The organism is Serratia sp. CY82433 (assembly GCF_052166535.1).
Lineage (GTDB): Bacteria > Pseudomonadota > Gammaproteobacteria > Enterobacterales > Enterobacteriaceae > Serratia > Serratia sarumanii.
Map to the genome: position 1 here is coordinate 422823 of NZ_JBJNOR010000001.1, position 22055 is coordinate 444877.

General features: G+C 62.6%; 21 protein-coding genes and 1 riboswitch. Of the genes, 13 read left to right on the forward strand and 8 right to left on the reverse strand.

Features of this window, described 5'->3' with window-relative positions:
- Positions 1-20: 20 nt before the first annotated feature.
- The 4 genes from bioB to bioD are packed head-to-tail and all read left to right on the forward strand — an operon-like array spanning position 21 to position 3633.
- Positions 21-1058 carry a biotin synthase BioB gene (gene bioB, locus ACJ8PI_RS02125; RefSeq protein ID WP_033653544.1) on the forward strand — a complete coding sequence of 346 codons (1038 nt, stop codon included), beginning with the start codon at positions 21-23 and terminating at the stop codon, positions 1056-1058.
- Positions 1058-2209 carry an 8-amino-7-oxononanoate synthase gene (bioF, locus tag ACJ8PI_RS02130; protein ID WP_164134021.1) on the forward strand — a complete coding sequence of 384 codons (1152 nt, stop codon included), beginning with the start codon at positions 1058-1060 and terminating at the stop codon, positions 2207-2209. The genes bioB and bioF overlap by 1 nt, the downstream gene beginning before the upstream one ends.
- Positions 2193-2960 carry a malonyl-ACP O-methyltransferase BioC gene (gene bioC, locus ACJ8PI_RS02135; protein ID WP_164098036.1) on the forward strand — a complete coding sequence of 256 codons (768 nt, stop codon included), beginning with the start codon at positions 2193-2195 and terminating at the stop codon, positions 2958-2960. The genes bioF and bioC overlap by 17 nt, the downstream gene beginning before the upstream one ends.
- On the forward strand, positions 2953-3633 hold the full coding sequence (gene bioD / locus ACJ8PI_RS02140) for a dethiobiotin synthase (protein WP_164134022.1): 681 nt from the start codon (positions 2953-2955) through the stop codon (positions 3631-3633). The genes bioC and bioD overlap by 8 nt, the downstream gene beginning before the upstream one ends.
- Before the next feature lie 65 nt (positions 3634-3698).
- Here the strand turns inward: bioD and ACJ8PI_RS02145 are convergent, their stop codons facing one another.
- Both ACJ8PI_RS02145 and ACJ8PI_RS02150 read right to left on the reverse strand, forming a co-directional pair.
- Entirely contained in the window at positions 3699-5333 is a 1635-nt protein-coding gene (locus ACJ8PI_RS02145; RefSeq protein WP_164134023.1) for a hypothetical protein, read from the reverse strand.
- Between the two features lie 129 nt (positions 5334-5462).
- Positions 5463-6173 (reverse strand): ATP-binding cassette domain-containing protein, encoded by a 711-nt coding sequence (locus ACJ8PI_RS02150; RefSeq protein ID WP_041033958.1) that lies wholly within the window; start codon positions 6171-6173, stop codon positions 5463-5465.
- Positions 6174-7281: 1108 nt separating this feature from the next.
- Between ACJ8PI_RS02150 and uvrB the strand changes: the two genes are divergently transcribed.
- Positions 7282-9294, forward strand: a complete 2013-nt coding sequence (uvrB, locus tag ACJ8PI_RS02155) for an excinuclease ABC subunit UvrB (RefSeq protein WP_033647115.1) — start codon at positions 7282-7284, stop codon at positions 9292-9294.
- 100 nt (positions 9295-9394) lie between these two features.
- Positions 9395-9661 carry a VF530 family DNA-binding protein gene (locus ACJ8PI_RS02160; RefSeq protein WP_049201151.1) on the forward strand — a complete coding sequence of 89 codons (267 nt, stop codon included), beginning with the start codon at positions 9395-9397 and terminating at the stop codon, positions 9659-9661.
- Positions 9662-9667: 6 nt separating this feature from the next.
- Here ACJ8PI_RS02160 and yvcK read toward each other — a convergent pair whose 3' ends face one another.
- Positions 9668-10585 (reverse strand): uridine diphosphate-N-acetylglucosamine-binding protein YvcK, encoded by a 918-nt coding sequence (gene yvcK, locus ACJ8PI_RS02165; RefSeq protein WP_164134024.1) that lies wholly within the window; start codon positions 10583-10585, stop codon positions 9668-9670.
- 259 nt (positions 10586-10844) lie between these two features.
- A riboswitch (molybdenum cofactor riboswitch) is annotated at positions 10845-10989 on the forward strand.
- Here yvcK and moaA point away from each other — a divergent pair.
- From moaA to ACJ8PI_RS02195, 6 genes are all read left to right on the forward strand, one after another.
- Positions 10976-11962, forward strand: coding sequence for a GTP 3',8-cyclase MoaA (gene moaA, locus ACJ8PI_RS02170; RefSeq protein ID WP_041033959.1), 987 nt, complete (start codon positions 10976-10978; stop codon positions 11960-11962). Its footprint overlaps the riboswitch before it by 14 nt.
- Positions 11963-11986: 24 nt before the next feature.
- Entirely contained in the window at positions 11987-12502 is a 516-nt protein-coding gene (gene moaB, locus ACJ8PI_RS02175; protein ID WP_164134025.1) for a molybdenum cofactor biosynthesis protein B, read from the forward strand.
- Positions 12503-12505: 3 nt separating this feature from the next.
- Positions 12506-12985, forward strand: coding sequence for a cyclic pyranopterin monophosphate synthase MoaC (gene moaC / locus ACJ8PI_RS02180; protein ID WP_033637506.1), 480 nt, complete (start codon positions 12506-12508; stop codon positions 12983-12985).
- On the forward strand, positions 12982-13227 hold the full coding sequence (gene moaD / locus ACJ8PI_RS02185; protein ID WP_019453985.1) for a molybdopterin synthase sulfur carrier subunit: 246 nt from the start codon (positions 12982-12984) through the stop codon (positions 13225-13227). Before moaC ends, moaD begins: the two co-directional genes overlap by 4 nt.
- Before the next feature lie 2 nt (positions 13228-13229).
- Entirely contained in the window at positions 13230-13697 is a 468-nt protein-coding gene (moaE, locus tag ACJ8PI_RS02190; protein WP_004939764.1) for a molybdopterin synthase catalytic subunit MoaE, read from the forward strand.
- 130 nt (positions 13698-13827) lie between these two features.
- Positions 13828-14538 carry a Bax inhibitor-1/YccA family protein gene (locus ACJ8PI_RS02195; protein ID WP_033637508.1) on the forward strand — a complete coding sequence of 237 codons (711 nt, stop codon included), beginning with the start codon at positions 13828-13830 and terminating at the stop codon, positions 14536-14538.
- A 75-nt stretch (positions 14539-14613) separates the two neighbouring features.
- On the opposite strand, the gene ACJ8PI_RS02200 is transcribed toward ACJ8PI_RS02195, so the two are convergent.
- The 5 genes from ACJ8PI_RS02200 to cecR are packed head-to-tail and all read right to left on the reverse strand — an operon-like array spanning position 14614 to position 20331.
- Positions 14614-15720, reverse strand: a complete 1107-nt coding sequence (locus ACJ8PI_RS02200; protein WP_033637509.1) for an ABC transporter permease — start codon at positions 15718-15720, stop codon at positions 14614-14616.
- 11 nt (positions 15721-15731) lie between these two features.
- A complete protein-coding gene (locus tag ACJ8PI_RS02205) occupies positions 15732-16886 on the reverse strand; it encodes an ABC transporter permease (RefSeq protein ID WP_060420103.1) in 1155 nt (384 codons plus the stop codon).
- Positions 16883-18619, reverse strand: a complete 1737-nt coding sequence (locus ACJ8PI_RS02210; RefSeq protein ID WP_164134026.1) for an ATP-binding cassette domain-containing protein — start codon at positions 18617-18619, stop codon at positions 16883-16885. Before ACJ8PI_RS02210 ends, ACJ8PI_RS02205 begins: the two co-directional genes overlap by 4 nt.
- Before the next feature lie 8 nt (positions 18620-18627).
- The gene (gene hlyD / locus ACJ8PI_RS02215) at positions 18628-19614 is read right to left on the reverse strand and encodes a secretion protein HlyD (RefSeq protein ID WP_033647110.1); all 987 of its coding nucleotides are present in this window, start codon (positions 19612-19614) and stop codon (positions 18628-18630) included.
- A gap of 18 nt (positions 19615-19632) precedes the next feature.
- A complete protein-coding gene (gene cecR / locus ACJ8PI_RS02220; protein WP_041033964.1) occupies positions 19633-20331 on the reverse strand; it encodes a transcriptional regulator CecR in 699 nt (232 codons plus the stop codon).
- A 297-nt stretch (positions 20332-20628) separates the two neighbouring features.
- Between cecR and rhlE the strand changes: the two genes are divergently transcribed.
- Positions 20629-22005 carry an ATP-dependent RNA helicase RhlE gene (gene rhlE / locus ACJ8PI_RS02225; protein WP_033637514.1) on the forward strand — a complete coding sequence of 459 codons (1377 nt, stop codon included), beginning with the start codon at positions 20629-20631 and terminating at the stop codon, positions 22003-22005.
- Positions 22006-22055: the final 50 nt, after the last annotated feature.

The window sequence follows — 22055 nt, forward strand, 5'->3', positions numbered from 1 at the left end:
TTCGTTTTGGAGACGCCATGATGGCCGATCGCATTCACTGGACAGTAGGGCAAGCCCAGGCCCTGTTTGATAAACCGCTGCTTGAACTGCTGTTCGAAGCGCAAACCGTACACCGTCAGCACTTTGACCCGCGTCAGGTGCAGGTCAGCACGCTGCTGTCGATCAAAACCGGCGCTTGCCCGGAAGACTGCAAATACTGCCCGCAGAGTTCGCGCTACAAGACTGGCCTGGAGGCGGAGCGGCTGATGCAGGTCGAGCAGGTGCTGGAATCGGCGCGCAAGGCCAAGGCGAACGGATCGACCCGTTTTTGCATGGGCGCGGCGTGGAAGAACCCGCACGAGCGCGATATGCCTTATCTGCAGCAGATGGTGCAGGGCGTGAAAGCGATGGGCATGGAAACCTGCATGACCCTGGGCACGCTGGATGGCACTCAGGCCGAACGGCTGGCGGAGGCCGGGCTGGATTACTACAACCATAACCTCGACACCTCGCCGGAGTTCTACGGCAGCATCATCACCACCCGCAGCTACCAGGAACGCCTGGATACGCTCGACAAAGTGCGCGACGCCGGCATCAAAGTGTGCTCCGGCGGCATCGTCGGGCTGGGTGAAACGGTGCGTGACCGCGCCGGGCTGCTGGTGCAGCTGGCCAATCTGCCGAAGCCGCCGGAGAGCGTGCCGATCAACATGTTGGTGAAGGTGAAAGGCACGCCGCTGGCGGATAACGACGACGTCGATCCGTTCGATTTCATCCGCACCATCGCGGTGGCGCGCATCATGATGCCGTCTTCTTATGTCCGCCTTTCCGCCGGCCGTGAACAGATGAACGAACAGACGCAGGCGATGTGCTTCATGGCCGGCGCCAACTCGATCTTCTACGGCTGCAAGCTGCTGACCACGCCGAACCCGGAAGAAGACAAAGACCTGCAGCTGTTCCGCAAGCTGGGACTGAACCCGCAGCAGACCGCCACCGAACACGGCGACAACCAGCAACAGCAGGCGCTGGCTAAGCAACTGCTGACCGCCGATACCGCCGAGTTTTACAACGCGGCGCTGTGATGAGCTGGCAACAACGCATTGAGCAGGCGCTGGCAGAGCGGCGCCTCAACGCCGCCTACCGTCGGCGACAGACCACCGAGGGCGGCAATGGCCGCCAGATTCGGCTCGGCGATCGTTTCTACCTGAATTTCTCCGGCAACGACTACCTGGGGCTGAGCCAGGATGCGCGGGTGATCGCCGCCTGGCAGCAGGGCGCGCAGCGCTACGGCGTCGGCAGCGGCGGTTCCGGCCACGTCACCGGCTTTAGCGCGGCGCATCAGGCGCTGGAGGAGCAACTGGCGGCGTGGCTCGGCTATCCGCGCGCGCTGCTGTTCATCTCCGGTTACGCCGCCAACCAGGCGGTGCTGGCGGCGTTGATGCAAAAGGGCGATCGCATTTTGGCCGATCGCCTCAGCCACGCCTCGCTGCTGGAGGCGGCGGCGCAGTCGCCGGCCGAGCTGCGCCGCTTCCAGCACAATCAGCCGCAGGCGCTGGCAGATCTGCTGGCCAAACCCTGCGACGGGCAGCGGCTGGCGGTGACCGAAGGAGTGTTCAGCATGGACGGCGACGGTGCGCCGTTGGCGGAACTACATCGCCTAACCCGCGCGGCGGGCGCCTGGCTGATGGTGGACGATGCCCACGGCGTCGGCGTGCGCGGCGAGCAAGGCCGCGGCAGCTGCTGGCAGCAGGGCGTGCGCCCTGAACTGCTGGTGGCGACCTTCGGCAAGGCGTTCGGCGTCAGCGGCGCGGCGGTGCTGTGTGATGAGCCGACCGCCGAGTATCTGCTGCAGTTCGCCCGTCATCTGATTTACAGCACTGCGATGCCGCCGGCGCAGGCCTGCGCGCTGCAGGCGGCGCTGGCGTGCATTCGAGAGGGCGATGAACTGCGCGCCCGGCTGCAGGACAACATCCGCCGTTTCCGCCAGGGCGCCGCGCCGCTGGCGCTGACCCTGACGGACTCCGACACCGCTATCCAGCCGCTGCTGGTGGGGGACAATCAACGCGCGCTCGATCTGGCGGCCCGCCTGCGCGAGCGCGCGCTGTGGGTGAGCGCCATCCGCCCGCCGACGGTGCCGCCGGGCGGCGCGCGGCTGCGCATCACCCTGACGGCGGCGCATCAGCCGCAGGATATCGATCGCCTGCTGGAGGTATTGCATGACGTCAGCCAATGACTGGGTGAACAAACAGGCGGTCGCTTCGGCCTTCAGCCGCGCCGCCGGCAGCTACGACGCCGCCGCCGCGCTGCAGCGTGACGTTGGCGAGCGCTTACTGGGGATGGGGAGTGCCTATCCGGGCGAACGGCTGCTGGATGCCGGCTGCGGCACCGGCTATTTCAGCCGCCTGTGGCGCGAGCGCGGCAAGCAGGTGACCGCGCTCGATCTGGCGCCGGGCATGCTGGATGTCGCCCGCCAACGGCAGGCGGCGCATCATTATCTGCTGGGCGATATCGAACAGGTGCCGCTGCCCGACGCGGCGATGGACATCTGTTTCAGCAGCCTGGTGGTGCAGTGGTGCAGCGATCTGCCCGCCGCGCTGGCGGAGCTGTACCGCGTGACCCGCCCCGGCGGCGCGATCCTGTTTTCCACGCTGGCGGCGGGCTCGCTGCAGGAGCTGGGGGATGCCTGGCAACAGGTGGACGGCGAGCGCCACGTGAACGCCTTTCTGCCGCTGGCGCAGATCCGCGCCGCCTGTGCTGGCTATCGACACGAGCTGGTCACGGAGTTGCGCACCCTGAACTACCCGGACGTGATGACGCTGATGCGTTCGCTCAAGGGCATCGGGGCCACGCACCTACATCAGGGGCGCGAGGGCGGCCTGATGTCGCGCGGCCGTCTCGCCGCGCTGCAGGCGGCTTACCCGTGCCGGCGGGGGCAGTTCCCGCTCAGCTATCATCTGGCTTATGGAGTGATTTATCGTGATTAAACGTTGGTTCGTAACCGGCACCGACACCGAAGTGGGGAAAACCGTCGCCAGCAGCGCCTTGCTGCAGGCCGCCAACCGGGCGGGCTATCGCAGCGCCGGGTATAAGCCGGTGGCTTCCGGCAGCGAGATGACCGCCGAGGAGCTGCGCAACGGCGACGCGCTGGCGCTGCAGGCCAACAGCGGCGTGGCGCTCAGCTACGATGAAGTGAACCCTTACGTTTTTGCCGAACCCACCTCGCCGCATATCGTCAGCGCCGATGAAGGCCGGCCGATCGACGCGGCGCGGCTGTCCGACGGCCTGCGCCGGCTGGAGCAGCGCGCCGACTGGGTGCTGGTCGAGGGCGCGGGCGGGTGGTTTACCCCGCTGTCGGCGGAGTACACCTTCGCCGACTGGGTGCAGCAGGAGCAACTGCCGGTGATCCTGGTGGTGGGCATCAAACTGGGTTGCATCAACCACGCGGTGCTGACGGCGCAGGCGGTGCAGCAGGCCGGGCTGACGCTGGCCGGTTGGATCGCCAACGACGTGGCGCCGCCGGGACGAAGGCATCAGGAATACCTGGCCACGCTGCGCCGCATGCTGCCGGCGCCGCTGCTGGGAGAAATCCCGCACCTGCCGCAGGCCGAACGGGCGCCGCTGGGGCAGTATCTGGATATCAGCCTGTTGGCACAGTAAGAAATCTTTGCCGTCTCTCTGGCTGATGATATCGCACGCCGGATCTTATGACCCGGCGTTGGCTTTTACATGGCGGTAATGCAGGAGTTATCGAGATAAAGCACGCCATTTTTCGCCAGGGCAAACAGGTTGAACGTCAGGATGACATGGGTCGCCCAGACCGGGACCTTCCGCCGATTGGCGTTGAAACGATATTCGGTGTATTCGGTGTAAGCATCGGCTTTCATGACGGCATCCCAGGCTGCCGGCGCGGCTTTGGCGACGATCGAGATGCCGTTGTCCGCATGCTCTTGAATACAGGCAAACTGTAGCGTTGCAAACAGATTTCCGGTACCGCCGTTGACCGTTTTCAGGGTAAAGCAGGCGCCCAGCTGTTCATATTGCGCGACGGGCACGCTTACTCTCACCCCGGCGTTGGTATTGGCGTTGCCCAACTTGGTTACTTTCAGGGCGTTACCGCCGTCGATGCCCGCGCCGGTTTCGATGCCGATAGTCACCGCATCTGAGGTAAAGGGATCGTCGATCGTGCCGCCGGTCACCTCCCAGCCGAACGGCTTGGTGGAAAAGGTGAAATCGCCGTCTTTGAGCTTGTTATTCACGGTGCCGACCAGCGTCTGGATCCCGGCGCCGCCACCGCCGCCATCCAGGCGGCTATGGGCGATGACAAAGTCGCCGGTGCCGCTGAAATAGCGGCCGCTCGCGGTTCTTACGCCATAGAATTTCACGCTGTCGACGATAATCCCGCTACTGCCGGCCTCGGCGTAAAACAGCGACTCCTGCGCCAGTCGGCTGCCGGCGACGATGATTTCGCCGCCGTGAATTAACAGCGATGCATTTTGATTGGCGCTGCAGCGAAAGGGGATATCCGTGAGCGGGCTATTACCGTTGTTGAATTCCATATGGCAGCCATGCAGTTCAACGCTACCGGCCTGAACGTAAGCTATCGAACCGGCGTAGTCGAGCGACGTGCCGAATAGACGGAAGGCGCCGTTGGGGTTAGCGTTGCGTACGGCCAGCCCCTGGGAATTGCCGAGGGTGCCGCCGAAAAAGTTGATGCCTTCGCCGAAGTTTTGCGCTCCGCTGCTCGTTGAGGGCATATGTAGGCTTTCAAAACAGCGGATGACTTCACAGGCGTAATGGTGGGCGATATAGGCATTGGTGCCGTAGTACAGGCCGTAGTAGAAACCCGAAATATAGACGTTATTGACCGAGAAGTTGCCCAGCGGCCCTTCAGGCGAATGGAAACGGATACCATCGATATAGTTGTATTCGATCGGGGTTTCATCCTTGCCTTTGTTAATCTTGGCACCAATGCCTTTGACGGTGAAATCTTTCATGATAGGCGCTGGGCGAATAGGAACGTTGTTATCCAACGCGCCGCTGCTGGTATAGCAGCGCAGGAAATAGTTATGGTCGCTTTCCGTGCCGTTAGGGATCTCGGTAGTGATGCTGACGCCGTTGCCGTCGAGATAAACGAAGCCGACGTTGATGTCGGTTTTAGGTGCGGTCCAGGTGGCAAAAGGCGCAGCGAATCTGACGATCGTCGGGCGTTTTAACGTGTTGATGATGAAATCTTGCGCGCTGACCAGTTCATCACGTGAGCTGACATAAATCCCTTCGACATTGAGCCGTTCCTGCAGGCTCCAGTTTCTATTGCGCAAATCCGCGTATTGAATAAATGCCGCGTTGTTGTCTGCCATGCCTAAATCCCTCGATATTGTGGTGTTGGTATAATGCATATCGAGTATGGGAAGACGGCAGGCCGTTGCCTATTGGGCGCAGACCTGCCGTGGCTGATACAACATCGGCATAGGCGGCAAACCGGGCTTTCACTCCGCCAACCCGGCGCCGATCAGCGCCTCATCCAGCTGCGCCAGCGCACCGTGCGCCACAGTGCGCCCGCTGTCCAACAGGCAGAAGCGATCCGCCACCCGGCGCACGAACGGCAGCTGATGCTCCACCAGTAAAATGGTCATGCCCAGTTCGCGGTTGAGCCGGCGGATCACGTTGCCGATGTCGGCCGCGATCGAGGGGGGGACACCCGCCGTCGGTTCGTCGAGGATCAGCAGCGCCGGCTCCTGGGCCAGCGCCCGACCGATCGCCAGTTGGCGCTGAGCGCCCACGCACAGATCGCCGGCGCGGCGCGCGCGCATCTGGCGCAAATGGGGAAACAGGCTGTAGATCAGCGGCGGAATGCGGCGAGGGGCGCCGCGCCCGGCCATTTGCGCCACCTGCAGATTCTCCTCCACGCTCAGCTGCGAGAAGAGCTGCCGCCCCTGGGGCACGTGGCTGATGCCCAGCGCGGCGCGGCGCTCCATCGGCTGCAGCAGCAGATTTTGCGGCGGCTGATCCGCCGGCTGCCAGGTCATGCTGCCGCTCACCACCGGCACATGCCCCATGATGCAGTTGACCAGCGTGGTCTTGCCCACGCCGTTGCGCCCGAGCAGCACGGTGCACTGGCCGCGCGGCAGCTCCAGGTTGATGTCCCACAGGGTGTGGTTCTGCCCGTAAAATTGATTGACCGATCTCAGGCTCAGCATTTGGCATTCTCCTCATAGACGCTCGTTTCACTCGTTGGCGGGGGCTGCAAAGGCCGCATGCGCGGCGAATTTCCCGAGTGTGGCAATGTCTGGAACAAAATGCCGTCCGTCCGAAGAGCCAGAGCCAGGTCTGCGGTGGACGGAATGACAGTCAATATGTCGTTAAAAACGACGCTTGTGACGACTTGGTGTCGTTCTTGCGTTTTTACGGGCGATAACGCCTCGGCGGTGAAACTCCGCGGTCGGCAGCGCATCATGCTGCCGCACCGCATTTATACGCAGGAAGATAAAGCAACTCCCAGGCCAATTTTTGCCGCCGGGTGAAAACGGGGGATTGTTATCGCCTTGTTAACCGCACGTCAGGCCTGACGCGCGCTGCCGTGACGGCCTGAAAATACGCGGGCAAGTTAACCCGGACGTTTTTTGCACTCTTGTGGTGCTGTTCGGTGTGGGCATGGTGCAAGGCATTGCGCCGCCGTCAAGAGCGATCCGCGTGAAAGGAGCCAATGCGATTTTGGCAATGGGGATTTTTAGTATTAATCGGCATAAACAAAGCGATATTTTTATGAAAAAATAACTAAAAAAGGCATTTTGGCCAGTGTAAAGGGCGAAAAGCTTTCTTTCTGTAACTCCCGCCCCGGGCGGGGCGGTGAGAGTTATCCACTATTCCTGTGGATAACCTTGTGTATTAGATTTAGAAAAACGCTGTAAAGCGAGAGCGGACGCGGGTTCTGTTCGCTTTGCCCGCATTCTCGTCTTTTTATTAAAGTAATTAATTATCAATAATTTAATTAAAATCAAGACGCGAGGGTATTGATCAGGTCTCTATGTATGATTTTTCGACGCGGTGCTATCAATAAGTTAATTCGCGGCAAGTTCTGGGGATAAATCTGTTATTGACAATAAAAATGTCACCGGACTGTAACGCCACGGTGCAACGGCGTTGCCGCGGCATCGGGCGCAGCGACGAATCCGCTTGAAGCTGGTTTTATATCCAGTATCATGGGCACTGGCGCAAATCGCCGACACTTTCCATAATTAGGGGCCATGCCCGGCGCAGAGTCGGCTGGCCGCCTGAGCGCGCGCATCTCCACAGGGTAGCCGAGCAATGAGTAAACTTTTCAAACTGCATTCAGAGTTCAAACCGGCCGGCGATCAGCCGGAAGCCATCCGCAAGCTGGAAGAGGGGCTGGAAGACGGCCTGGCGCACCAGACGTTGCTGGGGGTCACCGGTTCGGGCAAGACATTCACCATCGCCAACGTGATAGCCGATCTGAATCGGCCGACCATGGTGCTGGCGCCGAACAAGACGCTGGCGGCGCAGCTGTACGGCGAGATGAAAGAGTTTTTCCCGGAGAATGCGGTGGAATACTTCGTCTCCTACTACGACTACTACCAGCCGGAAGCCTACGTGCCCAGCTCCGATACCTTCATTGAAAAAGACGCTTCGGTGAACGAGCACATCGAGCAGATGCGCCTTTCCGCCACCAAGGCGCTGCTGGAGCGGCGCGACGTGGTGGTGGTGGCGTCGGTGTCGGCGATCTACGGCCTGGGCGATCCGGATCTTTACCTGAAGATGATGCTGCACCTGACCCAGGGGATGATCATCGATCAGCGATCCATTTTGCGCCGCCTGGCGGAGCTGCAATATTCCCGCAACGATCAGGCCTTCCAGCGCGCTACCTTCCGCGTGCGCGGCGAGGTGATCGACATTTACCCGGCGGAGTCGGACGAGCTGGCGCTGCGCGTCGAGCTGTTCGACGAAGAAGTGGAGCGGCTGTCGCTGTTCGATCCGCTGACCGGGCAGATCGAGCAGGTGGTGCCGCGCTTTACCATCTACCCGAAATCGCACTACGTGACGCCGCGCGAGCGGATCATGCAGGCGATGGAAGAGATCAAGGTCGATCTGGCGGACCGCCGCAAGGTGCTGCTGGCCAACAACAAGCTGCTGGAAGAGCAGCGCCTGACGCAGCGCACCCAGTTCGATCTGGAGATGATGAACGAGCTGGGCTACTGCTCGGGCATCGAAAACTACTCGCGCTACCTGTCCGGGCGCGCCGAGGGCGAGCCGCCGCCGACGCTGTTCGACTACCTGCCGGCGGACGGCCTGCTGGTGGTCGACGAATCCCACGTCACCATTCCGCAGATCGGCGCGATGTTCAAGGGCGACCGCGCGCGCAAGGAAACGCTGGTGGAGTACGGCTTCCGCCTGCCGTCGGCGCTGGACAACCGCCCGCTGCGCTTCGAGGAGTTCGAGGCGCTGGCGCCGCAGACCATCTATGTCTCCGCGACGCCGGGCAAATACGAGCTGGAGAAATCCGGCGGCGATCTGATCGATCAGGTGGTGCGGCCGACCGGGCTGCTGGATCCGATCGTGGAGGTGCGGCCGGTCGCCACCCAGGTGGACGATCTGCTCTCCGAGATCCGCAAGCGCGCGGCGATCAACGAGCGCGTGCTGGTGACCACCCTGACCAAACGCATGGCGGAAGACCTGACCGAATACCTGGAAGAGCATGGCGAGCGCGTGCGCTACCTGCACTCGGACATTGATACCGTAGAACGGGTCGAAATCATCCGTGACCTGCGTCTGGGCGAGTTCGACGTGCTGGTGGGCATCAACCTGCTGCGTGAGGGGCTCGACATGCCTGAGGTGTCGCTGGTGGCGATTCTGGACGCCGACAAGGAAGGTTTCCTGCGTTCCGAGCGTTCGCTGATCCAGACCATCGGCCGCGCGGCGCGTAACCTGAACGGCAAGGCGATCCTGTATGGCGATCGCATCACCGATTCGATGGCCAAGGCGATCGGCGAAACCGAGCGGCGCCGCGCCAAGCAGCAGGCCTACAACGAAGCCAACGGCATCGTGCCGCAGGGGCTGAACAAGAAGATCGGCGACATTCTGCAGATCGGCCAGCCGGTCAACCGCGCCAAGAGCAAAGGCAAGGGCAAGGCGGCGGACGGCGGCGCTTCGCTGCAGAACCTTACGCCGAAAGCGCTGGATCAGAAAATCCGCGATCTCGAAGCGCAGATGTACACCCACGCGCAAAACCTGGAGTTCGAGCAGGCGGCTGCGCTGCGCGACCAGATCCACCAGCTGCGCGAGCAGTTTATTGCGATTTCCTGACCGTTGGATGGCGCCCGCGCGGCGGGCGTCGAAATTCCTTGTCGGCCGCGTCAAAGCTGTTAAGGTGTGCGGCCCGATTTGACCACGAAGAGTACCGAACATGAGCCAACACCAGTCCAAAGACCCGCTGCACGGCGTGACGCTGGAGCAACTGCTGACTAAACTGGTGGATCACTACGGTTGGTCCGAGCTGGGCGCGCGCATTCGCATCAACTGCTTCCGCAGCGATCCGAGCATCAAGTCCAGCCTGAAGTTTTTGCGTCGCACGCCCTGGGCGCGCAAAGAGGTGGAAGACCTGTATATCGATATGGTCAGCCATCCCGCCCCAGCCAGCGATAATCCCTGGTTGCGCGGGCGAGACGGTTAAATTCGGTCAGCGGCGGGCGGCCAGCGCCACCAATGCCCGATCCAGCGCCTGGCGTAGCAGCTGGCGATCGTGGCGGTAGGGGATGTCGCTCGCTTCCAGCGGCTGTTGAATCACCACCCGATCCTGCACTTCACTGGCGTCCACCGCCGGGCCGACGATCAGCGCATCGATCATCCGGCGGCCGATTTTCTCTTCCATCAGCGTCAGCTTATCCTGTAGCGACAGCGCCGCGGCGGCCACGCTCAGCTCGCGGCCGAGGTTGCCGATATAGATCATGTTGGCGCTGCTGCGACGCAGCGCCTGGGTGAGATCGTCCAGCAGCAGCAGCGGCATCAGGCTGGTGAGGAAACTGCCCGGTCCGATCAGGATCACGTCGGCCTGCGCGATGGCGTCCAGCGCTTCGCGCGTGGCGTTGACCGGCGGCGACAGCATCAGCTCCTGCGGCATATGGGTCAGCTGGTCGACATTCACTTCACCGTAAACATGGTTGCCTTCGTGATCGTGCGCCATCAAATCCACCGGCTGCTCCGACATCGGGATCAGCGCCGCGTCCACCTTCAGCAGGCTGCGTACCAGGTTGATCGCTTCCAGCGGGCGCACGCTCAGGTGATCCAGCGCTTTCAGCATCAGGTTGCCGAGGTTGTGGCCGGCCAGCTCACCGTTGCCGCTGAAGCGGTATTCGAACATCGCCGAGGCGACGCTCGGTTCGGTGATCAGCTGGTTGAGACAGTTACGGGTATCGCCCCAGGCAATGCCGCCTTCCGAACGGCGGATACGGCCGGTGGAACCGCCGTTGTCGGTGGTGGTGACGATGCCGGTCAGGCGGGAGCCTAAGGACGACAGGGCCGACATCACACGGCCCAGGCCGTGTCCGCCGCCTAACGCCACCACGCGGTCGAGATCGGCCAGGGTACGATTACGCATAAATTTCCTTACAAAGGGGCTGAACTGCCCGCATAAGGTAGCGGATCCGGCATAAAAACGCGATAAGAGTGTCATTTGCGTGATTCCGGTCAATTCGTCCGCGCAAGTGATGTTTATCATGGTTTACCCGAATACGCGGCGTCTAAAAACGCTGTATAGACAATTATATAGCGAATTTACGCGTTGGCTATCGTTGCCGATTAGCGCTAGAATTCTGCTGAAAACCACGGTTTCGTTCCGGCTACTCAAGGTAGCGGGAAGAGAAATCAAACTCCTAGCCCCTGCGCCTACGTTGTTCATCCGGAACGATATGGCGCCTGGGCCGTGGCGAAGTCAGCCACCAGGGTGCAGAGGGGAAACGCTCGCATCTCCCGACTTTGGAAAGGTGTTATGGTGCCGCAACTCATTGATGCTTATGAGCGCAAGTTCTATTACCTGCGCTTGTCGATCACCGACGTGTGCAACTTTCGTTGCACCTATTGTCTGCCCGACGGCTACAAGCCGAGCGGCAGCCCGAAAAGCTTCCTGTCGCTGGATGAAATCCGCCGCGTCAGCCGCGCGTTCGCCGAACTGGGCACCGAAAAGGTGCGCCTGACCGGCGGCGAGCCTTCGCTGCGCCGCGATTTTACCGAGATCATCGCCGCCGTGCGGGAAAACCCGGCCATCCGTACCCTGGCGGTCACCACCAACGGCTACCGTCTGGCGCGCGACGTCGCCGCCTGGCGTGACGCTGGTCTGACGGCGATTAACGTCAGCATCGACAGCCTGGATCCCCGCCAGTTTCATGCCATTACCGGCCAGGACAAGTTCCGCCAGGTGATGGACGGCATTGATGCCGCCTTCAGCGCCGGTTTCAGCAAGGTCAAGGTCAACGCGGTGCTGATGCGCGACGTTAACCACCAGCAGCTCGGCGCCTTTCTCGCCTGGATCAAGGACCGGCCTATCCAGCTGCGCTTTATCGAACTGATGGAAACCGGCGAGGGCGGCGAGCTGTTTCGCAAACATCACGTTTCCGGCGAAGTGATTCGCCTGCAGTTGGAGCAGCAGGGCTGGCAGCGCCAGGCACGCGGCCGCAGCGACGGCCCGGCGCAGGTGTTCAGCCACCCTGACTACCAGGGTGAGGTGGGGCTTATCATGCCGTATGAAAAAGACTTTTGCGCCAGCTGTAACCGGCTGCGCGTCTCTTCCATCGGCAATCTGCACCTGTGCCTGTTCGGCGAGCAGGGAGTGCCCCTGCGCGATCTGCTGGCCGAGGACGGCCAGCTCGACGCGCTGAAGGCGCGCATCCAGAGCGGGCTGCTGAGCAAGAAGCAGACCCATTTCCTGCATCAGGGCAACAGCGGGATCACCCAGAATCTGTCGTTTATCGGCGGCTGACAGCCAATAGGAGCCTATTGAACAATGAGCCATGCGAGCAGCGAGTTTATTGCGGCGCATATCGCCATCCTGACCGTCTCCGACAGCCGCGGCGCGGCGGAAGACACCTCCGGCCACTATCTGCAGGAAGCGGCGCAGGAAGCCGGCCACCAGGTGGTGGATCGCGCCATCGTTAAAGATGACATTTACCAGATCCGCGCGCGGGTTTCCGCCTGGATCGCCGATGACAACGTGCAGGCGGTGCTGATCACCGGCGGCACCGGTTTTACCGCCCGCGACAACACGCCGGAAGCGCTGCTGCCGCTGTTCGACAGAGAGGTGGAAGGGTTCGGCGAACTGTTCCGCATGGTGTCGTACGAAGAGATCGGCACCGCGACGATCCAGTCGCGCGCGCTGGCCGGCCTGGCCAACCGCACGGTGATCTTCGCCATGCCGGGCTCCACCCGCGCCTGCTGCACCGCCTGGGAGCGGATTATCGAAGAGCAGTTGGACGCGCGCCATCGCCCGTGCAACTTCCAGCCCCATTTGAAGAAGCCCTGAGTCATGACACAGCTAACCCATATTAACGCCGCCGGCGAAGCCCATATGGTCGATGTTTCCGCCAAGGCCGAAACGGTGCGCGAGGCGCGCGCCGAGGCCTTCGTCGAGATGCTGCCCGCCACGCTGGCGATGATCGTCGACGGCAGCCATCACAAGGGCGACGTGTTCGCCACGGCGCGCATCGCCGGCATTCAGGCGGCCAAACGCACCTGGGAGCTGATCCCGCTGTGCCACCCGCTGATGCTGAGCAAGGTCGAAGTGCAGCTGGAGGCGCAAACGCAGCACAGCCGGGTGCGCATCGAAACCTGCTGCCGGCTGACCGGCAAAACCGGCGTCGAGATGGAGGCGCTGACCGCCGCCTCGGTGGCGGCATTGACCATTTATGACATGTGCAAAGCGGTACAGAAAGACATGGTGATCGGCCCGGTGCGCCTGCTGGCGAAAAGCGGCGGCAAATCCGGCGATTTTAAGGTGAACGTATGATCGATATTCTTTTCTTCGCGCAGGTGCGCGAACTGGTGGGCACCGGCGGCCTGTCGATGCCGGCGGATTACCCGACCGTCGAGGCGCTGCGCCAGGCGCTGTGCGCGCGCGGCGATCGCTGGGCGCTGGCGCTGGAGTCCGGCAAGCTGTTGGCGGCGGTCAATCAGTCGCTGGTGGCGGCGGACCATCCGCTGCGCGCCGGCGATGAAGTGGCCTTCTTCCCGCCGGTCACCGGGGGGTAAGCATGGAAAATACCCGCATTCGCGTGGGCGAAGCGCCGTTCAACGTCGGCGACGAGTACCAGTGGCTGGCGCAGTGCGACGCCGATGGCGCGGTGGTGACCTTCACCGGCAAGGTGCGCAACCATAATCTGGGTGACGACGTCAGCGCGCTGACGCTGGAACACTATCCCGGCATGACCGAGAAGGCGCTGGCGGAGATCGTGGCCGAGGCGCGCAGCCGTTGGCCGCTGCAGCGGGTAACGGTGATCCACCGCGTCGGCGCGCTGTATCCCGGCGACGAGATCGTGTTCGTTGGCGTGACCGGCGCACACCGCAGCATGGCGTTCGCCGCCAGCGAGTTCATCATGGACTACCTGAAGACCCGCGCGCCGTTCTGGAAGCGCGAAGCCACCGGCCAGGGCGATCGTTGGGTGGACGCCCGCGACAGCGATCGCGAGGCCGCGCAGCGCTGGCACGACGCGGCTAAATAACGCGTCAACAGCGGAAACAAATCAAGACCTTTGCCGCTTTCGCCCGGCATATTCTGTGGTACGCTTATAGCAGGCGAAGCCCCGTTCGCGGGGCTTCGGAATCTTGTTTACAACGCAAAAGGTAACCGTCATGGACCGATATCCACGCTCTAATGGTTCAATCGTCGAACGTGCCAACAGCGGCATTCAGGCCTACATGGCGCAGGTTTACGGCTGGATGACCTGCGGTCTGCTGCTGACGGCGTTCGTTTCCTGGTATGCGGCCAACACGCCCGCGATCCTCAACTTCATCTTCTCCAGCCAGATCACCTTCTTCGGCCTGATCATCGCCCAGCTGGCGCTGGTGTTCGTGATCTCCGGCATGGTCAACCGCCTGAGCGGCGCGGTGGCCACTTCGCTGTTCATGCTGTACTCGGCGCTGACCGGGCTGACGCTGTCGAGCATCTTCATTGCCTACACCTACAGCTCGATCGCCAGCACCTTCGTGGTCACCGCCGGCATGTTCGGCGCCATGAGCCTGTACGGTTACACCACCAAGCGCGATCTGAGCGGCTTCGGCAGCATGCTGTTCATGGCGCTGATCGGCATCGTGCTGGCCTCGCTGGTGAACATCTGGCTGAAAAGCACCGCGCTGATGTGGGCGATCACCTACATCGGGGTGGTGGTGTTCGTCGGCCTGACCGCGTACGACACGCAAAAACTCAAGGCGATGGGCGAGCAGCTGAACGCCGATGATAAAGACAGCTTCCGCAAGTACGCCATCGTCGGCGCGCTGACGCTGTATCTCGACTTCATCAACCTGTTCCTGATGTTGTTGCGTATCTTCGGCAACCGCCGCTAAATCCGTGGTCTTTCAAGCAGCAGCTTGAAATCCCTAGGACTTACCAGGCTCTGCATGTGACATGCAGAGCCTTTTTTATGCGATTTTGCGGCGGAACAGCGCGTATGCGGCGCTGCCGGTGGTGGCGGTGATCACCAGCAGCGGCCACAGGCTGTGCCAGATGATGTCGAAGCTGGCGTCCTTCAGGTAGATCTGCTTGGTGATGTCGGTGAAGTGGCGTATCGGGTTAACCCAGGTCAGATCCTGCAGCCACACCGGCATATTTTCCACCGGCGAGACGTAACCCGAGAGCAGGATCGCCGGCATCATGAACACGAACACGCCGATGAACGCCTGCTGCTGAGTGGCGCACAGCGACGAGATCAGCAGGCCGAAACCGACCAGCGACAGCCCGTAGATCAGCATGGTGGCATAGAACAGCAGCAGCGATCCGGCAAACGGGATCTGATACAGGAAGATGCCGATCAGCAGCACGATGCTGGCCTGGAAGCTGGCGACGATCAGCGCCGGCACCGCCTTGCCGATAAAGATCTGCCAGGTGGTGAGCGGCGAGACCAGCAGCTGTTCCAGCGTGCCCTGTTCGCGTTCGCGCGCCACCGATAGCGAGGTGACGATCAGCACGCCGATGGTGGTGATCATGGCGATCAGCGACGGCACCACGAACCATTTGTAGTCCAGGTTCGGGTTATACCAGTTGCGCACCACCAGCTCGCTGTTGTTGGGTTTAGCGCGGTTGCCGAGCAGCTCGTTCTGATATTCCTGCACGATCTGCTGCACGTAGTTGGCGGCGATCTGCGCGCTGTTGGAGTTGCGCCCGTCGAGCAGCAGCTGCAGCGGCGCGGTGTTGCCGGTGGCGATATCGCGCGAGAACTGCGCCGGGAAGCGGATCAGCAGCAGCGCCCGCTGATTGTCGATGGTGGTCTTTATCTCCTGCGGGCTGCGCAGCAGCAGCACGTGTTGAAAGGCCTTGGCCTTGGCGAAGCGCTGGGTCAGCTCTACCGAGGCCTGGCCGCTGTCCTCGCTGTAGACCGCGATGGTGGCGTTGGTGACTTCCAGCGTCGCGGCGAACGGGAACAGCAGCACCTGCAGGATCACCGGCATGATTAAAATGGCGCGGGTTTGCGGATCGCGCAGCAGCGCCTGCATTTCCTTGATGATGAGCGTCAACAGACGATGAAACATCGCTTTTCTCCTCAATCCAGCCGGCGCTGGGTTTTCCAGGCCGTCAGGCCGATGAACACCACCGCGGAAGCGATCAGGAACAGCAGATTGATCAGCAGCACGGTGCCGACGTTGCCCGCCAGGAACAGCGTTTGCAGCGTGCTGACGAAGTAGCGCGCCGGAATGATGTAGGTCACCGCGCGCACGATGGCCGGCATGCTGTCGATCTGGAAGATGAAGCCGGACAGCATGATCGACGGCAGGAAGGCGGCGTTCAGCGCCACCATCGCCGCATTGAACTGATTGCGGGTGAGGGTGGAGATCAGCAGGCCCATGCCGAGGGTGCTGGCGAGGAACAGGCTGCTGATCAGCAGCAGGATCAGCAGCGAGCCGCGATAGGGTACGCCGAGCACCCACACCGCCACCGCCATGCACAGCGCCATGGCGGCCATGCCGAGGAAGTAATAAGGGATCAGCTTGGAGAGCAGCAGCTCGCTGCGCGTCACCTGGGTGGACAGCAGGGCCTCCATGGTGCCGCGCTCCCATTCGCGGGCGATCACCAGCGAGGTGAGGATGGCGCCGATCACCGTCATGATGATGGTGATGGCGCCGGGAATGATGTAGTGCCGGCTGATGGCCGCCGGGTTGAACCAGTAGCGCATCTGCACGTCAATCAGCGGTTTGTCGCTGTTGCCCCGATCGGTGGCGCGCTGCTGCTGCCAAACTTGCCATACGCCCTGGGCGTAACCCTGCACGAAGTTGGCGGTGTTCGGCTCGCTGCCGTCGGTAATCACCTGGATAGGGGCGCTGTCGTGCGGGCGCGCCATGCGCTGGTCGAAATCCACCGGGATCACCACCAGGCCGCGGATCGTGCCGGCCTGCATCTGCTGGATCAGCCGTTGGCGGTTGTCGCTGATGGTCGGTTCGATATAGGGCGAACCGGCGAACGCCTGGGCCAGATCGCGCGCGTCTTCGCTTTGCTGCTCCATCAGAATACCCAGATGCAGCTTGCTGGAGTCCAGGTTGATGCCGTAGCCGAAGATAAACAGCAGCATCAGCGGGATGACGAAGGCGATCAGGCCGCTGCTGGGATCGCGCAATATCTGCCGCGTTTCCTTCAGGCACAGCGCGCGCAACCGGCGCCAGGAGAAGCCGCCGTCGTCGATTGGGGTGCGGTTATCGCTCACCGTGATTTCTCCTCATCGTAGCCCTGCACCAGCTCGATAAACGCCTGCTCCATCGAGGGATTGGGATTGTCGTCGCGCGCCACCTGCTGTTTGAGATCGTCCGGCGTGCCGGCGGCGATGATCTTGCCGCGGTACACCAGGCCGATGCGGTCGCAGTACTCCGCCTCGTCCATAAAGTGGGTGGTCACCATCACCGTGACGCCCTTGTCGACCATGCCGTTGATGTGCAACCAGAACTCGCGCCGCGTCAGCGGATCGACGCCGGAAGTCGGTTCGTCGAGGAACAGGATATCCGGTTCGTGCATCAGCGCGCAGGCCAGCGCCAGGCGCTGTTTGAAGCCGAGCGGCAGCGCGTCCGGCGTCTGATCGAGGATCGGCGCGAAGTTGAAGGCGCGGGACATCTCGTCGATTTTGTCGCGCTGCGCCTTGCCGCCCAGGCCGTAGACGCCGGAGAAGAACTTCAGGTTCTGCGCCACCGTCAGGTTGCCGTACAGCGAGAATTTTTGCGCCATGTAGCCGAGCCGCTGGCGCGCCTTGCCGGAGCTGGTCTTCAGATCCATCCCCAGCACCAACGCCTTGCCGCTGGAGGGGATCAGCAGGCCGCACATCATTTTGAAGGTGGTGGACTTGCCGGCGCCGTTCGGCCCGAGCAGGCCGAAAATTTCGCCGCGCCGCACCTGGAAATCAACGTGATCGGTAGCGGCGAAGTCGCCGAATTTTTTGGTCAGCTGCACCGCTTCGATCACCGTTTCACCGCTTGCGCCGTTGACGGTCGGCATGATCTCCGCCAGCGCCGAGCGGTGGTTGGGGCCGCCGCCGAGCAGATCGATAAAAGCATCCTCGAAGCGCGGATCCGCTTCGTCCAGTTCGGCGTCCGGTAGATCCAGCGCTTGCAACAGCCGGCGGTGATCTTCGCCTTCCTTCAGGATCAGGCGCAGATACTTGCCCTGGATCACCCCGTCGGTGACCGCCGGCAGGCAGATCGCCCGCTGCAGCAGCGATCGATGGCTGCCGGGGGGCGCGGCGATCAACACCGTGCGCCCGGCCATACGGCGGGTCAGCGCCTGCGGCGCGCCGCTGAACAGCAGCTCGCCCTCGTTGAGCAGCAGCACTTCGCGGCACTGCTCGGCTTCGTCGAGATAAGACGTGCTCCACAGGATCAACATGCCGTCGTTGGCCAGCTCGTGCACCATGCGCCACAGCTCGCGGCGCGAGATCGGATCGACGCCGACGCCCGGCTCATCCAGCAACAGCACCTGAGGTTCGCCCAGCAGCGTGCAGGCCAGGCCCAGCTTTTGCTTCATGCCGCCGGACAGCTTGCCCGCCAGGCGCTCGGTGAAGCGGGTCAGATCGGTGAATTTCAACAGCCGCTCGAAGGTCTGGCGGCGAAGATCGCCGGTGACGCCGCGCAGATCGGCATACAGCGTCAGGTTCTCCATCACCGTCAGATCCTCATACAGCCCGAACTTCTGCGGCATGTAACCGAGGATCGCGTGCAGTTGACGATCCTGCGCGATCGGATCCAGCCCGGCGACCCGCAGTTTGCCGCTGCTGGGCTGCAGCAGCCCGGCCAGCATGCGCAGCAGGGTGGTTTTGCCGGCGCCGTCCGGGCCGACCAGCCCGATCACCGCGCCGCTGCGCAGGGTGGTGGTCAGGCTGGCGACCGCCGGTTTCTCAAGCGACGGGAAGCGCTTCTCCAGCCCTTCCAGCTCAATGGTGTGCGCCTGTTCCATGGCCGGCCTCAGGGTTTGGCGAAGCGCAGAGTGACCGGCATGCCCTGGCGCAGCGCGTCATCGGCGTCGGTGACGATCACCCGCAGGCGGTACACCAGATCGGTGCGCAGATCCGGCGTTTCAACGCTTTTCGGCGTGAATTCGGCGGTCGGCGAGACGAAGCCGATCTTGCCGTGATAAGGCTTGCCGGGGCGGCCGTCGGTGTAGATCTCCAGTTCGGTGCCGGGCACCGCCTGGCTCAGGCTGGTTTCGTTGACGTAGGCGCGCACCCACACCGGCCGGGTCAGCGACAGGGTGAAGACCGTGCCGCCGGCGCCGAGCATGGTGCCCGGCTCCACCGCGCGGGTCAGCACCGTGCCGGCGGAAGGGGAAACCAGCGTGGCGTCTTGCAGGTTCAACTGTGCCTGCGCCAGCGCCGCTTCGCTCTGCGCCACGTCGGCCTTGGCCTGTTCGATTTCTTGCGGGCGGTTGCCGCTGCGGTATTGCGACAGCTTGTCCTTCGCCGCCTGCAGGTTGGCCTGCGCCTGATTGCGAGCGGTGCGCGCATCCTCCAGCGCGTCGGCGGAGGTGGCGTTTTTCGCCCACAGCCCCTGCTGGCGTTTCAGGAAGCTGTCGGCGTAGGCGAAGGCGGACTGGCGCTGCGCCATTTCCGACCGTACCTGGGCGATCTCTTCGGCGCGATAACCGGCCTGCAGCAACGACAGCTTGGCGCGCGCGCTGCCGACGTTGGCTTCGGCCTGCTGCAGCGCGTTGCGGTAGGGGGCGTCGTCCAGCTTACCGAGCAGCTGGCCCGGCTGAACGGCATCGCCTTCATCCACCGTCAGCGACGCCAGGCGGCCGTCGACGCGAAAGCCGAGGTTCACCGTGCGGATATCGACGTTGCCATACAGCGTCAGCGGCTTATCCTGCTGCTGTTGGTAATGCCAAACCCCGTAAGCGGCGGCCGCGATCAGCAGAATTAACAACACGATCAAGGCACTGCGTTTTTTGTTCATAACACTCCCTGCCTGAATTTACGCGCCGTGACGTTGGCGCAGCCCAACAACCAGAATCTCGATATGCTCGCTCAGCACCGCCGCGATTTGCGCCGCTTCGCCCTCGCCAATCTCTTGCCAGCCGGCCTGACGGCGGATGGTTTCGCGCGCCACGCGGAACGACAGCACCTCGCCGATCAGCGCATGGGTATGCAGCACGAGGCGGGGGGCGCGTTCGTCGATGCCGGTGGCGGCCGCCAGCAGGCGGCACAGCCGCTCGTGCATCGGCGCGATCACCTGGCTGTGGATCAGCGGGTAGGCGTCGGTCGGGGCGAGCTGTTCGCGCGACATGATTTTGCTCAGGTTCAGCGTGTGCGGCTGGGTCATCAGTTCGCTGAAGGCCAGCAGGCCACGCTGCAGCAAACGCAGCGCCGCGTCGGGTGAGCGCTGCGCGACGGGCTGTTGCCAGAAGCGATCGACCTCTTCGGCCAGCGGGGCGAACGCCTGCTGGATGAAATCGGCGAGCGACTGCGCCACGGCCAGGTACAGCCCCTCTTTAGAGCTGAAGTAATAGGTGATGGCGGCGATGTTCTGGCCGGCGCGCTGGGCGATATCGCGGGTGGTGGCGCCCTGCAGGCCATATTCACCGAACAGGTCGGTCGCCGCGGCGAGCAGCTGCCGGCGCGCTTGCTCGCCGCGCGCCCGGCCGGCGGCCTGATGAGGTACGGAAGCTGGCATGGGTCACGCTCGAAGTTAATCAATCATATGATTAACTTTATGCCAGATTGTTTAAAACGCAACCGCTAATCACAATGCGTTATGTGATCGGCTTCAGACAATGCTGAATTTACGGCAGATTGTGCTCTCCACGCGTAAAAGTGCTTTTTATTGCGCGACTTCTGTTACAATCGGCGCCTGGTGCACTGCAGTTTGTGCCAATCCCTCGTGGTCATGCTTAATGCCCCGTCTGATCATCCTCCCAGGAAACTGCACCGAACACCGTTAGGTTAGGGGGGATCTGGAGTTTTTCTCTTTATGTCATTTGAAACCCTCGGCTTAAGTGCTGAAATTGTGCGCGCTGTTGAAGAACAGGGCTATCGCGAACCGACGCCAATTCAGCGTCAGGCTATTCCTGTCGTGCTGGAAGGTCGTGACCTGATGGCCAGCGCCCAGACCGGCACCGGTAAAACCGCCGGTTTTACCCTGCCGCTGTTGCAGCTGCTGAGCAAGCATGACCATCCGGTCAAAGGCCGTCGCCCGGTGCGCGCGCTGATCCTGACGCCAACCCGTGAGCTGGCGGCGCAGATCGGCGAAAACGTCGATGCCTACAGCAAACACCTGCGCCTGCGTTCGCTGGTGGTGTTTGGCGGCGTGAGCATCAACCCGCAGATGATGAAGCTGCGCGGCGGCGTCGATATCCTGGTGGCGACGCCGGGCCGTCTGCTGGATCTGGAACATCAGAACGCGGTTGACCTGTCCAAAATCGAAATTCTGGTGCTGGACGAAGCGGACCGCATGCTGGACATGGGCTTTATCCACGACATCCGCCGCGTGCTGGCCAAGCTGCCGGCCAAGCGTCAGAACCTGCTGTTCTCCGCCACCTTCTCCGACGACATCAAGGCGCTGGCCAACAAGCTGCTGCACAACCCGGCTTCGGTAGAAGTGGCGCGCCGCAACACCGCGTCCGAGCAGATCGAACAGAGCGTGCATTTCGTCGACAAGAAGCGTAAGCGGGAACTGCTGTCGCAGATGATCGGCGAAGGCGACTGGAAACAGGTGCTGGTGTTTACCCGCACCAAGCACGGCGCCAACCACCTGGCGGAGCAGCTGAACAAAGACGGCATCACCGCCGCGGCGATCCACGGCAACAAGAGCCAGGGCGCCCGTACCCGTGCACTGGCGGACTTTAAAGACGGCCGCATCCGCGTGCTGGTGGCCACCGACATCGCGGCGCGCGGTCTGGATATCGACCAGCTGCCGCACGTGGTGAACTACGAGCTGCCTAACGTGCCGGAAGACTACGTGCACCGTATCGGCCGTACCGGCCGCGCGGAGCGCACCGGCGAAGCTATCTCGCTGGTGTGCGTGGACGAGCACAAGCTGCTGCGCGACATCGAGCGTCTGCTGAAGCGTGAAATTCCACGCATCGCGCTGCCGGGCTACGAGCCGGATCCGACCATCAAGGCCGAGCCGATCATCAACGGCCGCCAGGGTGGCGGGCGCGGTGCGCCGCGCGGCAACGGCGGTGGCCAGCGTTCCGGTAACGGCGGCGGTCAGCGCAGCGGTAACGCGAACGGCGGCCAGCGTGAAAACCGCGGCAACGGCAACGGTAACGCCCGCCCGCAGGGGGACGGCCAGCGCCGTTCCGGCGCGCCTTCGCGCCGCCCGCGCAATCGCAAACCGGCCGAATAAGCCTGATTGCTCTAAGAGTAAGCCGCCGATACGGGCGGCTTTTTTTTGCC

Bases quoted from the DNA above. Each gene is read 5' to 3' on its own strand.
- bioB (WP_033653544.1), top strand. From the start codon at position 21: ATGGCCGATCGCATTCACTGGACAGTAGGGCAAGCCCAGGCCCTGTTT.
- bioF (WP_164134021.1), top strand. From the start codon at position 1,058: ATGAGCTGGCAACAACGCATTGAGCAGGCGCTGGCAGAGCGGCGCCTC.
- bioC (WP_164098036.1), top strand. From the start codon at position 2,193: ATGACGTCAGCCAATGACTGGGTGAACAAACAGGCGGTCGCTTCGGCC.
- ACJ8PI_RS02145 (WP_164134023.1), bottom strand. From the start codon at position 5,333: ATGGCAGACAACAACGCGGCATTTATTCAATACGCGGATTTGCGCAAT.
- ACJ8PI_RS02150 (WP_041033958.1), bottom strand. From the start codon at position 6,173: ATGCTGAGCCTGAGATCGGTCAATCAATTTTACGGGCAGAACCACACC.
- uvrB (WP_033647115.1), top strand. From the start codon at position 7,282: ATGAGTAAACTTTTCAAACTGCATTCAGAGTTCAAACCGGCCGGCGAT.
- ACJ8PI_RS02160 (WP_049201151.1), top strand. From the start codon at position 9,395: ATGAGCCAACACCAGTCCAAAGACCCGCTGCACGGCGTGACGCTGGAG.
- yvcK (WP_164134024.1), bottom strand. From the start codon at position 10,585: ATGCGTAATCGTACCCTGGCCGATCTCGACCGCGTGGTGGCGTTAGGC.
- moaA (WP_041033959.1), top strand. From the start codon at position 10,976: ATGGTGCCGCAACTCATTGATGCTTATGAGCGCAAGTTCTATTACCTG.
- moaB (WP_164134025.1), top strand. From the start codon at position 11,987: ATGAGCCATGCGAGCAGCGAGTTTATTGCGGCGCATATCGCCATCCTG.
- moaC (WP_033637506.1), top strand. From the start codon at position 12,506: ATGACACAGCTAACCCATATTAACGCCGCCGGCGAAGCCCATATGGTC.
- moaD (WP_019453985.1), top strand. From the start codon at position 12,982: ATGATCGATATTCTTTTCTTCGCGCAGGTGCGCGAACTGGTGGGCACC.
- moaE (WP_004939764.1), top strand. From the start codon at position 13,230: ATGGAAAATACCCGCATTCGCGTGGGCGAAGCGCCGTTCAACGTCGGC.
- ACJ8PI_RS02195 (WP_033637508.1), top strand. From the start codon at position 13,828: ATGGACCGATATCCACGCTCTAATGGTTCAATCGTCGAACGTGCCAAC.
- ACJ8PI_RS02200 (WP_033637509.1), bottom strand. From the start codon at position 15,720: ATGTTTCATCGTCTGTTGACGCTCATCATCAAGGAAATGCAGGCGCTG.
- ACJ8PI_RS02210 (WP_164134026.1), bottom strand. From the start codon at position 18,619: ATGGAACAGGCGCACACCATTGAGCTGGAAGGGCTGGAGAAGCGCTTC.
- hlyD (WP_033647110.1), bottom strand. From the start codon at position 19,614: ATGAACAAAAAACGCAGTGCCTTGATCGTGTTGTTAATTCTGCTGATC.
- cecR (WP_041033964.1), bottom strand. From the start codon at position 20,331: ATGCCAGCTTCCGTACCTCATCAGGCCGCCGGCCGGGCGCGCGGCGAG.
- rhlE (WP_033637514.1), top strand. From the start codon at position 20,629: ATGTCATTTGAAACCCTCGGCTTAAGTGCTGAAATTGTGCGCGCTGTT.